A 14,835-nucleotide genomic window follows, 5' to 3' on the forward strand; every position below is an offset into this window, starting at 1 on the left:
ACCGTCTGCCGAAGCCGGCTTATCCTATCTTCGACCGATGAGTGCTGGACAGCCAACGTGGGAAATCGTTATCCCCGGCTACGACTGAATGGAGAGGTCTTCTCATGCGCGTTGCAATGATCGGTACAGGCTATGTTGGCCTCGTTTCTGGCGCCTGTTTTTCCGATTTCGGCCACGACGTCGTCTGCGTCGACAAGGACGCCGGGAAGATCGAGCGGCTGCTGAACGGCGTCATGCCAATCTACGAGCCAGGCCTCGACACGCTGGTTGAAAAGAACGTCAAGGCTGGCCGTCTTTCCTTCACGACTGATCTGAAAGAAGCCGTCCCCGGGTGCGACGCGGTGTTCATCGCCGTGGGCACGCCTTCGCGCCGCGGTGACGGCCATGCGGATCTCAGCTACGTCTACGCAGCCGCTGAAGAGATCGCCCACGCCATCGATGGCTATACGGTCGTCGTCACCAAATCGACGGTCCCCGTGGGTACAGGCACCGAGGTCAGCGAAGTCATCAAAAAAGCCCGCCCGGACTTCGTCGAGGGCGAGCATTTCTCCGTCGCCTCGAACCCGGAATTCCTCCGCGAAGGCGCAGCGATCAACGACTTCAAACGCCCCGACCGCGTCGTTGTCGGCACAGAAGATGAGAAGGCTGTCCATGTGATGCGCGAGCTGTACCGCCCGCTGTTCCTCAACGAGACCCCTATTCTCTTCACTAGCCGGTCGACGTCAGAGCTCATCAAGTACGCCGCCAACGCTTTCCTTGCGACCAAGATCACCTTCATCAACGAGATGGCCGACCTCTGCGAGAAGGTCGGCGCGGATGTCCAGCAGGTCGCGAAAGGCATCGGCCTTGACGGCCGGATCGGATCAAAGTTCCTTCACGCAGGCCCAGGCTATGGCGGCTCCTGCTTCCCGAAGGACACGTTGGCCCTGACCAAGACTGCTCAGGATTACGGAAGTCCCGTCCGCATCGTCGACGCCGTCGTCGAGGCAAACGACCTCCGCAAGAAGAGCATGGCGGGCCGGGTGATTGAAGCCATGGGCGGCTCAGCCTCCGGCAAGACCGTCGCAATCCTCGGCCTCACCTTCAAGCCGAACACAGACGATATGCGCGACAGTCCCGCCATCGATATCGTCAACATGCTGAAGGATGCGGGCGCAACCATCCGCGCCCACGACCCCGAAGGCATGGAAGAGGCAGAAAAGCTCCTGGGTTCGGAGAAGATCACGTATTGCGAGGGCCCCTACGAAGCGATGGATGGCGCTGACGCCGCCGTCATCGTGACAGAGTGGGACGCTTACAGAGCACTCGACCTCACTCGCGTCAAAGAGTTGCTGTCCGCGCCAGTTCTCATAGACCTGAGAAATGTCTACCGGCCTGAGATGATGACAGAAGCAGGCTTTCGTTATCGATCGATAGGGCGGGGCTGATTTCTCGATGTGCGTGATAAATCACACCTGGAAGTTCGTGTTCGTACATATCCCGAAGACTGGTGGCACCTCGGTTGCTCACGCGCTGGATCAATTATGCACCTATCGAGACTTACAGCTCGGTGGGACTGATTTTGGAGAGGCCTCTCACCGCGCATATCAGGACAAGTATGGGATTGGGAAGCACAGTTTCGCCGCAGAGCTCAGGCGGTGTCTGGGACGAGAAGCTTGGGCGACTTACACAAGTTTCGCAGTCTTCCGTGACCCCGTGGATCGTGCCCTCTCTACTTATCGCTACCTGCGCCTGCACCAAGATCATTATACGTTTATGTCTGACATAGATGACTTCGGCTCCCTTATCAGATCCAAAATCTGGCAGACCCCCGGCCCGGATAGGATGTTCATGCCACAGACGAGATGGATAAGGAATGAACGTAAGCCACTCAAGCCTATCGTCGATACCCTTCTTCTCCTCACAGATTTGGATCGAGGGCTTCAGGGAGTGCTGAGTGAGGCTGGAGTTCCCTCTTCCAAAACGAAGAAGATCTCGTTGGATCGCTTCAATTCGACGGACGGATCCAAGTTCGCGTCGGAACCTTCCGAGCAGGATTTAGACATAGTTAGAAATAGGTATGCGGAAGATTACGAGACACTCTCGACGTATGGATTTAGCGCAACGTCGTGATACATAGCCCTGCAGTGGTCTAAGAGTCGCGATCGAATTCATTCTTTACGAATGGAGCAGTATTACTTCGTCTGTACTGCATTCCACTTGGGAAATGATTGCATCCGACATGCAGACTATCCCGGTCTTAAGCTTGGAGGAATGTCCCCGTATTGAACTGTTCCTGCTCTTCTTCTAATCCGCTCTGTCGTTCTTTCTTCAAATCGGTGAATTCGCCCATGATTTCGGCTATCTCAGCAACGCGGGCGGACCAGTAAAAGCCTGAAGGCAAAGGCTCGACTTTGACCTCTCCGGTTTTTAGTCGCTCGAGCATCATCGAAACTCCGCGCGTAAACTCTTTCGGATCATCGGAGGTCAGAATGACCCCCTCTGCAGTTCCACCGAGAAGGTTCGAAACCGCGGTCGAGACGATTGGAAGACCTAGCTCCCTGTACAGGACGAATTTGAGCGGGTTCATCGACCCAGTGAGCTCGTTGATTCGGTGGGGCATAATCGCGATATCGAATCCCGCCGCAATTCGCGTCGAATCCTCATACGTTAAAGCACCGGTGAGTACGACGTTTTCGATTTCCGCCAGCTGCTCTATGGAAGCATTACCTCCGGTCGGACCAACCAGTACAATCGTTGCGTGCGGAAGTGTGCGAGCCAAATAGGAAATCAAGCTTGCATCAACTCTATCCCTTAGATTGCCAACATACCCGATTACCGGTCCCCCTGGGACGGACGGTCTCACGCGGATCACCTCGTCAGCGGACAGACTGTGACGCTCAACTCCATTCGGGACGACGTGAATCTTTTCGGCGTCGCAAAATGAAGAAAACGTCTCGCGCATTCTTTCGTTGTTGGTGAAGACAGCGGAGCTGCTTGATATGGCTTTTCCGTAAGACGCCTCCACCAATCGTCTTCGTTCTTCGGTCGTCGCGAACTCTCGTTCATCGTCTATCAAATCGGCGAAGACCGCATCAAACTTGGCGGCAGCCAATAGTTCATCGAGGCATTCGACATAAGGGCAGACTAGCAGGCTCGCCCCCGCTGAGAGCCCAACTTCATCAAAAAAAGCTTGGAACGAAGACTTAAGTTCAGTGAAACTGGGCAACCGTCTTCCGAAAAGCATCTCCGAGCGATTGCTGTAAACAAACGATCTCTGAACTAAACTGGCTTTATCAAAATGTCCGAAGTACTTTCCCACGAACCGCGACAAGACAATTGAAGCGTTCGAGAGCGGCATGCTGGCTGCCCGTTTCTCAAGGTCCCGAAATCCCGCTAGGGACAATGGGTGATCGATAATGATAACGCGATCGAAGTGACCATCACGGACCAGATACTCTGCTACCATGTCCACGCGCCTGCCGAAGAGACCGCTGTCTACCTGTTTCCAGAGGATCACCAAGTCGCGTTGGGAAGCATCGACGTGTTTCCGGTGAATCTTAGAAATGAGGTGCTTGCTGGTTCTGCCCATGATCTGGGGAAAAGCCGTCGCGTGATCAAAGCTGCTTGCTCGACGCCGACCGGTATCAGTCATTGCCGAAACGCGCATCGCATTGCTCGAATGCGAAAAGCGCGAGAGAAAGGTTTCGCGCACTCTCTCTTTGTCAATGGCGCTTTCGAGCACACGGTCCAGGGCAGCTTCTAGACTTTCATCATCTTGTCGGAAAAACACGCCCGGAATGTCCTTAAGATTCTCGAACGGAGCGAGATCGTTCAATAGAACGCTCATCCCGAATGCGAGGGCATCCGCGACTTTCGACGGAAGCTGATAATAGGACGTCTCTGCAGACGCATCTTGTGGAAGACACACCAGATCCCCCATTGCGAGGACAGTCGGCAGCTCCGAGAACGAAACATCGGACAAGAGGATTGCTCTTCCGCATGCTGCCTCCTCGATCTCCTCACGGATTCTGTCGTCCTCAAACGTTCCGGCGACCAGTAGCCTCAAATCGGATCGGCTCGACTTCCCGATCGCTCGAGCGATTTCCAACACTCCCTTGTGGCGCCTAACTGTACCGACAAACACGACAACCTTCGCCTCGATCGGCAAGCCGGAGCTGGCTCGTAGTGCCTGCCTGTCAAATAGTGCCGCGTCGAACTGGCTCTCGTCACGCGAATGCGCAACGATCGTCCCGCCAAAAATCGACTGCAGAGAGGGATTCGAAACGGTGACATGATCGAATGCTCCGATCACTGAGTGCGCTAACGTAGTCCCAGCGAGATCCGCTAAATGAACCTGATCAGATCTGAGAGATGAGAGTAAAGCTGAGGCTTCGCCATTGATCTGACGTTCCTTGAAGAACGCGAACTCGTAGTCATCAATGTCAAGCATGATGGTTGGCTGACAGCGCTCCCAAATCGTCAGGCCGATGAAGAGCGTCGGATACCGGGGCTTGCACAGCCAAACAAAATCGAAGCTCTGAGAGGCCGCTTCATTTGCGAAAGCTTCGAGATCTGAAAAACCGTCGACAACACCGGTCACGATATTGAGATTCTCATTCTCGGCAATCGGGGCCCAGACTGAAGTCCCGAACCGAGGGAACATCGGTCCGATCAGCGTTACCTCGTCAAAGAGGAGCTCGAGGATCTGATAGAGTACGAGCGCTCGCCCCGCAGGATTATGCGCCAAGTCCCAGCAGACAACCGCCGCTCGGCGGCGTCGTGCGGGCAATTGATGCGTGGGCGTCGGAACATCGCCGGAGATCGTGGCGGAAAGTATCTTCTCGTCACAAACGATAGGCTCAGAATCGGAGACAAAGAGAAGCTCAACCCTCACTGTTTCCGTATCGAGAAACCCATCAAGCAAAGGTAGCTCAAAGCCGACGGCCTCATCGCCAGTGCGAAACACCTCGGCAACATCCGGCCTGTCGATCGAGGTATTAAGTGGGAGGACTGTCTCTCCATCCAGCCTGACCGCGAAATTGCCTTGGCTCGTTGCTGTGGCCCAGCCGAAGACGGTATCTTTGGACAGACCATCAATCTGTCCAGAAGGCTTTGCCAGAGGCGCGTTGACTAAGCTGTTTTCGCCCAAGGTGAGCTCTGAGCCGTTGTGACGTGCAACGATTTCAACGACATCATCGTCCTGCCACTGAAAGGTTGCGGGAACAGGGAAGGAGAACCCGATCGCCGTACGGGTGGGCAACAGGAGATGGTTGTCCACATCACGACGGGGAGAAGTCAAAGGTTCTTCGAGCATCCCCTCACCGACCCGACAGACCAGCTCAGACCCCGCAGGGACATTTGCCCATCCTGAAATTGAGTGACGCTCGACGTACTCAATGTAGGCAATCGCGCCTGCGGAGGCACGGAGACGCACCTGCCTCACACCTAAGCAGGAGAAGTGTCCCGAGACTTGGTCTGTCTCAACGACAGCGACTTCATGCAGCCTATCGTCAAATAGATGGCGAGGAAGAATTGTGGCGAAGCCGCAAAGCTCATCAACCCCTAGTGCCACCGCAACATCCGGTCTGCGCTGGTTGAGTTCGATCGCCACTGAGACTTCATCGTCGATCACGAATGACAGTCTTTTTTCGGCATTCGCGACGAGCCAACCGATGATCTGTCCTGAGAGCTGCTCGTCGATCTCGAACAGCAAGCTTTGCGCCGCCCCTTCCGCAGCAACACTCTCGTGAGTCGTGGGTGCTCCGCCCGCTGGTTTGACCGATTTAAACGGGTTCTGAAGCTGGGAGAGAATTTTTTTCATAGCGTCCAAGCTCAAAAAACTCGTTCGTTCTGGTATGGATTGATCGGAGCTCTTCGTCACCGAAAGATGAAAAGTCAGGTCGCTCTGCGGAGGCGTTCAGCTTCGGAATATCAAAATCAATCTTGATACGATTCCTTGCAAGAATTCGTCGCAACGAAGCGTTCATGTTCTCAATCTTCAGAAGCGACAAGTTCGGAAGCCGCTCGCCACCATCAGTTTGAGTCCATCTTGCCAGCGATCGAGGTCGGAAATTGCGAGCGAATGTTGCGAAATCATTGTGCTTCGCAAGGCGAAAACTTTCTCTTTCTTCATTGCCAGTGTATTGTTGTCGCATGAACTCATAACTCGATGAGTACAGCTCGTAGGGATTCCTCACCGCAACGATGATTTCTCTGAAACTGTCTAAAGTCCGCCCATACCCAGATAGAATTTTTCTTGCGTCATCCACCGTCTGATGACCAGGCAATTCCCTGACGAATACTCCGGGACGATCTTCTGCGGCGATGATCCGTGCCTGTCCTTTACTGACTAGGGCGTAAACTGGCGGCTTGAAAGCCTTAGCGAAGACTACGTTAAGCGTAGCCGAGGCCACCCGAGGATAGCTGAGATACAGAAGATCGTTGTTGAACAGCATCTACAAACCCAAAAAAGTTTCTCCGGCTAGGGAGTACCCGAAAACCCGTAGAGGCTTCCCCGGCTTTTCGCGAGCGCGTCGAGGTCCTTCAGCTCACTGAGGAAGCGTTCAAGATGATGGAGGCGGATCATGTTCGGTCCGTCCGAGGGGGCGTTGTCGGGGTCGGGATGCGTCTCTGCGAAGACGCCTGCCACGCCGACGGCGACGGCCGCCCGTGCAAGGGTTGGGACCATCTCGCGCTGGCCGCCTGAGCTTCCGCCCTGCCCGCCTGGTTGCTGGGCTGAGTGGGTCGCATCGAAGATCACGGGCGCGCCCGTCTCCTCGGCCATCGTCTTGAGGCCGCGATAGTCCGTGACCAGCGTATTGTAGCCAAAGCTTGCGCCGCGCTCGGTGACGAGGACGTTCGGGTTGCCCGAGCCCGTCACTTTCCTGACCACGTTCTTCATGTCCCAGGGGGCGAGGAACTGGCCCTTCTTGATCTTGATGACCCGGCCTGTCTCAGCGGCGGCGATCAGAAGGTCTGTCTGGCGGCAGAGGAACGCCGGGATCTGGAGCACATCGACCACTTCGCCGACCCGGGCGCATTGCTCGCGCTCGTGGATGTCGGTGAGGGTCGGGACCCCGAGGCTCTCTTTGATTTCGGCAAACACCGGAAGTGCATCGTCGAGGCCCATGCCGCGCTGGGCGCCGAGGCTCGTCCGGTTGGCTTTGTCGAAGCTCGTTTTATAAACAAAACCAATGCCGAGGCGGTCCGTGATCTCCTTGATCGCGCTCGCCACTTCCAAGGCATGGTCGCGGCTCTCCATCTGGCAGGGGCCTGCGAACAGCATGAAAGGCTTGTCGTTGCCGATCGTTACATCGCCTGCGGGAGCGGAGATGGTGACGGTGCTGTTGATCTGGTTCATCGGCCTCGGGGTAATCCAACCCGCCCTTTCACGCAACGTCCGAGGTGGGCCTCTAGTCCATGCCACCCTTGCCATCATTCCCGAGTTGGCCCATTGCCTGAGAGGAGTTGATGGCAACGAGAGAATGACTCGATGAAGGTAGTTGCATTCGTGCCCGCGAAAGGTTCCAGCGAACGTATCCCATCAAAAAACCTAAGGGTTTTGGACGGTGAGCATCTCTTCAAACGAAAGTTGCGACAGCTTCTGGAATGCGAGACGATCGACGAAATCTATCTGGATACGGAGTCTGATGAGATCATTGCTCTGGCAAAAGATCTCGACGTAAAGGTCATCAGGCGGGATCCCAGCCTGTCAACTAACGCCACGGACGGCCACGAGATGTTTGCGAACGAGTGCCGGCAAGTCCCCGACGCTGACATTTACGTGCAATGCCTCTGTACAGCGCCTTTTGTCGATGCCGATACGATCGATCGCGCGATACAAGCTCTGCTGAATTCTGACTGTGATAGCCTCGTCGCGGTCTCCAGAACAAAGCAGTATCAGTGGGCAGACGGTGAGCCTCTTTACGGACACGGGCGCATCCCCAACAGCGTCGATCTGCCCGACTCAGTTGTGGAAGCCATGAGCCTCTACGCGGTGAAGCGAACCGGTGACGGAAGCCCCTCTAAACGGTTTGGGCGCAATCCTCTCCTCTTTGAGCTAGATGCCCGTGAGATGTTGGACATCAATTATCCGAAAGACCTTGCCTTGGCAGAGCACATTTGCCTCGGCGCGCGTGAAGAGGAACTCCGAAAGTTCCGTCTCATGAAGACACATCTCAGTTCGGCGGTGCTATCTGACATCACGAAGGATCTCGGGCTCGACTGCACGCTCGTTCCCGAAATCCGCGCCATGACCGGGACAAGGATCCTCGGCCGGGCAAAAACCCTGCATCTCGGCGCGCTGGATGAGAAACAGAATTCTGAGCGGGAGGAATGGAAGGGTATCTACAAGGCTCTCAACTCCTACAAATTTATACGTCCAGGAGACGTTATAGTCGTTGCTACCGATGTTCCTCAGCGCGCCTACTTCGGCGAACTAAACGCCCATCTGGCCCTACGGGCGGGTGCTGTGGGTGTTCTCGTCGATGGCTTCACACGTGATATCGAAGGCGTTCGCCCTCTCGAACTCCCTGTGTTTGCCCGAGGTTCCTATTGCAACGACATCAAATATGAAGGCACCCTCCTCGGAATGAACGAAAAGATCAGTGTGGGCGGCGTCTCAGCAAGCAATGACGATGTCGTATTTGCGGACGCCGACGGAGCTGTAATCGTGCCGGGGAATCAGTGGGATAAAGTTCTGGATATCGCCGTGAAGGCAATCATGAACGAAGCTCAAATCAGTCTCGGCGTTTCCCTTGGGCAGCCCGTAGAAGACTTGATCGACACTCACGGGTACTTCTAAGCTGTTGCGTAGCCTTGCGGAATCTTTCTTGTCCTCATTTATCTCCCTGCCCTATGAAAATTCAGACTACGGACTTCACCAATGACGGCGCGAAGCTACGTTTACCTGCGCTACTACCACTGGATTTCAGTCGTCCTCGCCATTCGAGATAAGAGGACGGCGGATGGCGAGGACTGTCGGATCGTCTGTCGGGCCTCGGTGGCAAAGGTATTATCGGCGTGGGGTCTGGAGCACGGAACCGACTTTGTTTTGCTGACGGAGCTTCGCGCAGAAGCCGATGAGAGCAAATCCGTAGAGCTCATCACTCATCATCACGCCGATAGCGTAACGGAACTCGAGGAAACGCTCGAAGTCCACGGCTTCGAGAAGATTTCAGTTTCATTCTTCGCAGATGGCTTCACGAACTTTCTGGTCCACAAAGAGGCGATTGCTGACTTTCTCAAACGCCAGCATTCGTTGCGACCCGGCTCGATTATCTTTTTCGACCGGGTGAACGAAAAGGCTCTCGACCACCTTCCAGATTTTGACATTGAGGTCCTCTCCGCATCGCATCTGCAAGCATTGATGCAGCATGATGTCGCTTCTTCATCTGCTAAGCGAGCGCTTGAAATGATCACGCCCTCTGTTGGCGAAAATGGAGCGCTTCTGCTGGTCATGCGGCCCTGGGGGAGTAGTACTTTTCACAGCGGGAAGTTCCTTTTGGATGATCCTGTGGAGACTGCATCTCGCATGATGCAAAAGCTCGTCGACGCCATCAACCGGCATGAAGGCGTCGCGCGGACAGTTATTCTGCGCCCTGATAATCGAGCTCCGGAGTTTATGGCGCGCGTCGTTGAACACCTCAGAGATCGACTGAAGCAAGAGAGCATAGTCTTTCCCGAAGAAGTCTGGCCAGAATGGATGACGTTGGAACCGCTGCTTCTGTCTCTTCCTGATGATGCTCTCGGACCACCATTTATCGTGGCATCGCTCGACTCCACGGCATCCTTACCCTTCCTTGAGGTCCGCAAGGGTCGCACGCACTATTTAGGCCTACCGGACAGCGCGCTCGCGGCAAGCGGGGACGAGGAGTTCGCTAAAGGGACCGCTGCACGCGTGCGAAACCTCGAGCGGCACGTGCGATACATTCGGAGAGATACGCCAGACACAGTCGAGCTTCTCGATCCCTCATTTGTAAAAGTATCCAACTAGGCATTTATTCGTCTACGGAACGCCACGAAATGAGGCTCTCGTTCATAGCGCACCCATAGAGAAGCAGCGCCAGTCGCTCGAGCGTTCAGCATGAAAAGCTTCTCGAGAATTGCTCGATTTGGAAGCATCTTGCCATCTTCGTCCTTAATTGATGGGACCCCGAAAACGTGGCCAGCGCCGCGACCCTGAAACAGAAACGGAAGTGAGAACGTCGAGTCCATCCCGAGGACGTGAACCCTTCGATCACCGATCTCCTCCAGGAGCACCTTGAAAATTGGCTCAAAGGTCATCCACCAAGGCGCTTGATCGATTACATCGACGCGCATTCGATCACTGATCTGAGCTTGAACATCGCTCGCTATCTCCAAAGAGGAGGCAAGCCCGCGGTCGTCCGGACGAATGAGTAGCCGACACGGGCCAATGTTCTCAGTGTACTTATAAATTAGATCGACGAGCGCGGCGGCGACGGGAAACTTAGCTCCCAAAGAGCGCAGCTTCCCATCAAGAAAGGCTTCGTCCTCCCAAGGACGGAGTATAAGGACAATGACGGAAACACCGTCTTCAAGATCAAGGCCATCGACCAACTTTTGTGCTTCGAGGTTCGCTAGTGTCAGTTCTTGCCCCTGCTGATAGTCAGCATGACGAATTATGCGTATTCGCGGAGTGATCGGACAGAAACCGGATGTCGACTCGATACGATCAAAAGCGATATCCGACCCAAGCTGAAAACTAGACTTTTCAGCTCCAGCGAGAACAGTTTCGGTATCCTCACAATTGTTCGTCATTCCGTCTGGATAAAACCATAGGAACTGCTCGGCCTCGACGTCTCCAAGGGCCTCACGACACACATCAAAGTCTCGCATACCCGACAGGCTATGCTGAACGAGGAGGTGGAACTCTGAGCAGCGCTCAGTACAAAGAACATTCGAGAGCTCAAGGACATGGATGATTTCGGTTTCGTCCAAGGCCTTAGTGGCCCTCAGCTTTCGCACGAACGCGGGTGGGCCGACGAACAGGACTTTGTCAAAATCTTCGCGTAGCGCTTCTCGCATGAGGAGGCCAAGCTGAAGCCATTGCTTATAGCGAACAAAAATCGCGGCGAGCTTCATCAGCGGGTGATCCGGCCTCGTTGCTCGAGTGCTTCGATGAATCGGCCGTTTTCCTCCCGGAAGCGCCCCTCCATATCGATCCCATCCTTGTTCGCTAGCCGACGGTGGTTTTCCTCCACGCTCTTCGCCTCGGTTGAGTGACCCAGGACAGGCACGCTGATCGCATCGATGGCCTTCTGTGCTTGTCCCGCGAGAGCTTCGTAGGTGAGATGTATCGGCGAGACTCCTCTTGCACGCAGAAGCTGGTCGGTCCCTTCTTCCTGATCGCGTATGTGGTTGATCCAATTCTGAATCGCGATGGAATCATACGGGACACCTTTCGGTTCCGGCGTCTCGCGACCCTTCACATCGTGGAACACGCCACTGGTCACTGCGCGGTAAAGTGAGATACCCTGCGCGATAATGTTCTTTCGCGTGAGCACGAATACGCATTTTGGAGAGATTGCCTCGAAGAGATCTACTCCATCTACCGTGCGGTACTGAAAAAATGTGATCTCTGCTCCAAAGACTCCGTTCTTAGTCTTCTTCCTAGCCATCAATCTGCGGACGTAATCTTGGGGCTCGTTTGATCTAATAGTCTTTGCGATACTCGCGACAAAGTTAGGATTGAAGTATTCGCCGGGACTTCCGAGGACATCGGTTTGTGTCACAACGTCGGTCATCCAAGAGCTTCCAGATCTCGGTGTAAAGAAGATCAGGTACCTTTTGTCAGGTTGAACATCGAATCCCTTCTCGCTTCTGTTCGTAATGTCTGTATCGCGAATGTTGGAACTAAGGGCTTGGCCGCTCATAGACAGGGCTTTCTTATTTCTTGGACCATGGCCATCGTACACCGGTCTTGGTGTCTTCGATCTTACCTCCGGCAAACAAGGACGTAGCGGAATCAGCGGTTCCGTAAAGGACTGAAGGCTCGGCCGCATCTCCCCCTGCCTCAAAGGAGACCGAGCCCCCGTCGGCCTCATGTACTGCCTCTCGAATTACGGAGAAAACTTCGCCAGCGCTCGATTCATGGCCGAATATGAGACCACTGCCCTCAAACTTCCCTACCCGCTCGGCGAGTGCTCCCAAAGACGAGACTGCCACAGGCAAGCCATGCCGCCAGAGCTCTGACAGTGTGAAGCTGTAAGTCTCCGGGCACATGTTCGGAAGAAGACCGAGACCAATCTCATACTTTTTAAGGAGTCCTCCCAAGTCCTCCTGAACGTACCGGCCTGAGATCACGATGGATGGATCAGCAGCGCGCAGCAAATCGTCATTCATGGTGTGGCCGATCACGACGAGACGAAAGGGAAGCCTTTCGGCCCGTGCGTGTTTGGCCAGGGTCAGAAGATTGGCGAAACCTTTTTCGATGTTTATGCCCCCGACAACGCCCAGGGTCAGTGGCTTGTCCGACGGCTTCGGCCACTGCACTTTGTAGCTTTTTTGCTCTTCGAGATGAGGAAGCACTTCAACGCAGTCGACGCCAAGATGGGTTTGGATAAGACGAGCGGCCGAGTTGGACGGAGCGACCACGAGATCGGAGGCTTCTATCAAGCTTCGATGAGCCTCGCGCCACCCTTGAACGCCAAACCGGGCAAGAAAGTCTTGATCTACAGGATGCCGGAAGGAGAGGTCGCTGATGCACCCTTCGCAGGTCTCGATCGAGGGTTCACCGCAGTGGCCGAGACCGCTCGGTACCATGGAGACCCGCGGACAGAACGATGCTTGATCGTGGATTGTCGCCACACGCCGGGAAGCCAAAGACTGCAGACCACTGACAATTGACGACACCAGAGGAAGAGGCCAACCAACAGTGGAGTGAATATGAACGGCAAACGGGCGTTCTTTCGAAAGCTCCGCGAACATCGCGACGAGATCTTCTGCAGACCACCAGTCGTTGTAAGCTCCGTCTGCTGAAGATAGGATACAGTCTGTCCAAGCCGGGGAATAGACATCGTGCCGCAGAGCTGGCGAAAGCCTTAAGTGGCAATCCCCGATGGAAAGAGGATGGCTTTCAATGTCTTGAATGACCTTGTCTGTCCCTCCCCCCAGGCCATGGGTGATGTGAACCACTAACCGTCCTTGGCCTTCCCTAAGCCTAAGCTGGTCAAGCTGATGACGCACATTGCCGAGCGGATCCTTTCTCTGAAACAGCTCAACTGACTCTCGGAACTCAGGGTAGAGAGCATCTATGCGTTTTCCTGCAGCCCGAGTAAGGTTCTCTCGCTCCTTGTCGCCGAATGAAACGCTTCCCTCGTGGTGCACGAAAGCACGCGCTGAGCAGTAACTAAAGAACCCAAGGTCAGCAGCGCGTAAGCACCAATCGACTTCCTCGCCATACCCCCTGCCCCATTCAAGGCTAAACCATCCAACCGCATTCAGCGCTTCTCTAGAGATGAGCATGCAGAAACCGACCCCGACCGGGATTTTGACGGGCTTAGCCGCAATCTTCGCCAGCGCAGCGCTCAAGCGGGCGATGCCATCGGCTGAAAACTCGAATTCCCCGGCTCCCCTCGGATAGCTCAAGATTGTCGCATTGTTCGAAAGCGGCGTCAGCGATCCAAACCGGCCGAGCGCATTCGCATCTGCCCTCATGGCATCGAGCCAACCTTCCGCGACCTCAGTATCCGAGTTGAGCACTACGACGTCGTCGCCACCGGCAGCCTCGATCCCGACGTTGACCGCGCCGGGAAACCCAAGGTTGGTTTCGTTCGTCATGAGAACGACGCTATCTCGCTCGCTCTTTCGGGAGAGAAGCTCGGCCATCTCCTCCTCGGGACTTGCGTCATTCACAAGGATGACGCGCGTTCCTACGGGAGAGAACGACAAGACGCTGTCGATACACGCTTCCGTAGCTGCGAGCCCCCGATAAACCGGGATGATGATGGAGATCGATTCTGTAGGTTTGATTCGAGGGAAGGGCTCCCCTGGATGCCTGCTCGTTCCGCCTCTTTTGATCCTGAGGGTTCTGAGTGTTTCTGCTAACGCTTCAGCGCCTCGCTCGTTACCCTCGCAGTCCAGAAGACGGTACGCCTCTCGCAAGTGATCGATCTCGCCTGAGAGAGACGGTTTCTCAAAGAGGTGCCTCTGTGAAATCGGAGCGGCCTGGTCTCCAATACGAACCGCTCGCACGTCAGGATGCACACTGAAGGAAAATTGCGCGGCGGCAAGGCCATCTGTTTCGGACGATTCTGAAGTAAACTGACGAGATGTCTGTCCCAAATCGGTCACAAGGGCCAGAGTAAGGCCGAGGTCCCTACCCTTGGGATCGAAAGCGACCCCTTCAACTCTGCCATCGCTCCAGTCAGTCACTCTAACGACGTAATCGTACTTCCACTCAAGCTCAGCGCCGAAAGGCGAACCGTTGTGTGAAAGTTGAAATCGATGAGGTTCTCCATCGAACGCTTGCTCTGGAAGCGGAATTTCAAACCCGTCGAGCCCGTTGCTAAACGAGAGTACTTCGAGATCAGATCGCAGACGATTGCTCACGAAGGTGGCGACAACCTTGCCATCCATCATCAGCTCAGTTGAAGTCCTGTCAGGCTCCCCGAGGAGCATCGTCCACCCGAACGCTCGGCCTGAAGCGACCCTATCTAGGGTCCCTACCTTATCGCCACGGCGCGATCTAACGACATGTATGACACCTAGCGGGTCCACGAGCTGCAGCTCACCGTCGCGTAGTCTCTCCCAATTCCAGACCACAGTGGCGAGATCTTCCTCGCCTGATTGCCAGTCGACGTCCGCTATCTTCTGACCGCCCTCACGCAGCTC

Annotated in this window: 10 protein-coding genes; 4 read left to right on the forward strand and 6 right to left on the reverse strand. The window is 55.1% G+C overall.

Features of this window, described 5'->3' with window-relative positions:
* The first annotated feature begins 104 nt into the window (after nt 1–104).
* Complete coding sequence (locus tag HK107_RS10515; protein WP_173199514.1) at nt 105–1,427, forward strand: UDP-glucose dehydrogenase family protein; 1,323 nt, start codon at nt 105–107, stop codon at nt 1,425–1,427.
* Between the two features lie 7 nt (nt 1,428–1,434).
* Complete coding sequence (locus HK107_RS16100; RefSeq protein ID WP_408636679.1) at nt 1,435–2,112, forward strand: sulfotransferase family 2 domain-containing protein; 678 nt, start codon at nt 1,435–1,437, stop codon at nt 2,110–2,112.
* A gap of 127 nt (nt 2,113–2,239) precedes the next feature.
* Here the strand turns inward: HK107_RS16100 and HK107_RS16140 are convergent, their stop codons facing one another.
* Genes HK107_RS16140 through kdsA form a run of 3 tightly spaced genes read right to left on the reverse strand, consistent with a single transcriptional unit; the run spans nt 2,240 to nt 7,342 of the window.
* Entirely contained in the window at nt 2,240–5,803 is a 3,564-nt protein-coding gene (locus HK107_RS16140; protein ID WP_173199518.1) for a glycosyltransferase, read from the reverse strand.
* Nucleotides 5,766–6,437, reverse strand: a complete 672-nt coding sequence (locus HK107_RS10530) for a hypothetical protein (protein WP_173199520.1) — start codon at nt 6,435–6,437, stop codon at nt 5,766–5,768. Before HK107_RS10530 ends, HK107_RS16140 begins: the two co-directional genes overlap by 38 nt.
* A gap of 26 nt (nt 6,438–6,463) precedes the next feature.
* Nucleotides 6,464–7,342, reverse strand: a complete 879-nt coding sequence (gene kdsA, locus HK107_RS10535; RefSeq protein ID WP_173199522.1) for a 3-deoxy-8-phosphooctulonate synthase — start codon at nt 7,340–7,342, stop codon at nt 6,464–6,466.
* Between the two features lie 132 nt (nt 7,343–7,474).
* Here kdsA and HK107_RS10540 point away from each other — a divergent pair, with 132 nt between their 5' ends.
* Together HK107_RS10540 and HK107_RS10545 are read left to right on the forward strand one after the other, a co-directional pair.
* A complete protein-coding gene (locus HK107_RS10540) occupies nt 7,475–8,785 on the forward strand; it encodes an RraA family protein (RefSeq protein WP_173199524.1) in 1,311 nt (436 codons plus the stop codon).
* A gap of 81 nt (nt 8,786–8,866) precedes the next feature.
* Nucleotides 8,867–9,976, forward strand: coding sequence for a hypothetical protein (locus HK107_RS10545; RefSeq protein ID WP_173199526.1), 1,110 nt, complete (start codon nt 8,867–8,869; stop codon nt 9,974–9,976).
* On the opposite strand, the gene HK107_RS10550 is transcribed toward HK107_RS10545, so the two are convergent.
* The 3 genes from HK107_RS10550 to HK107_RS10560 are packed head-to-tail and all read right to left on the reverse strand — an operon-like array spanning nt 9,973 to nt 14,583.
* Nucleotides 9,973–11,085: a hypothetical protein gene (locus tag HK107_RS10550; RefSeq protein ID WP_173199528.1), complete on the reverse strand. Its 1,113-nt coding sequence runs from the start codon at nt 11,083–11,085 to the stop codon at nt 9,973–9,975. The two genes, HK107_RS10545 and HK107_RS10550, sit on opposite strands and share 4 nt — an antisense overlap.
* Entirely contained in the window at nt 11,085–12,005 is a 921-nt protein-coding gene (locus tag HK107_RS10555) for a Stf0 family sulfotransferase (RefSeq protein WP_332871541.1), read from the reverse strand. The genes HK107_RS10550 and HK107_RS10555 overlap by 1 nt, the downstream gene beginning before the upstream one ends.
* Nucleotides 11,890–14,583 carry a glycosyltransferase gene (locus tag HK107_RS10560; RefSeq protein WP_173199532.1) on the reverse strand — a complete coding sequence of 898 codons (2,694 nt, stop codon included), beginning with the start codon at nt 14,581–14,583 and terminating at the stop codon, nt 11,890–11,892. Before HK107_RS10560 ends, HK107_RS10555 begins: the two co-directional genes overlap by 116 nt.
* Nucleotides 14,584–14,835 lie beyond the last annotated feature (252 nt).

The sequence above is a fragment of the Parvularcula mediterranea genome, from assembly GCF_013085255.1.
Lineage (GTDB): Bacteria > Pseudomonadota > Alphaproteobacteria > Caulobacterales > Parvularculaceae > Parvularcula > Parvularcula mediterranea.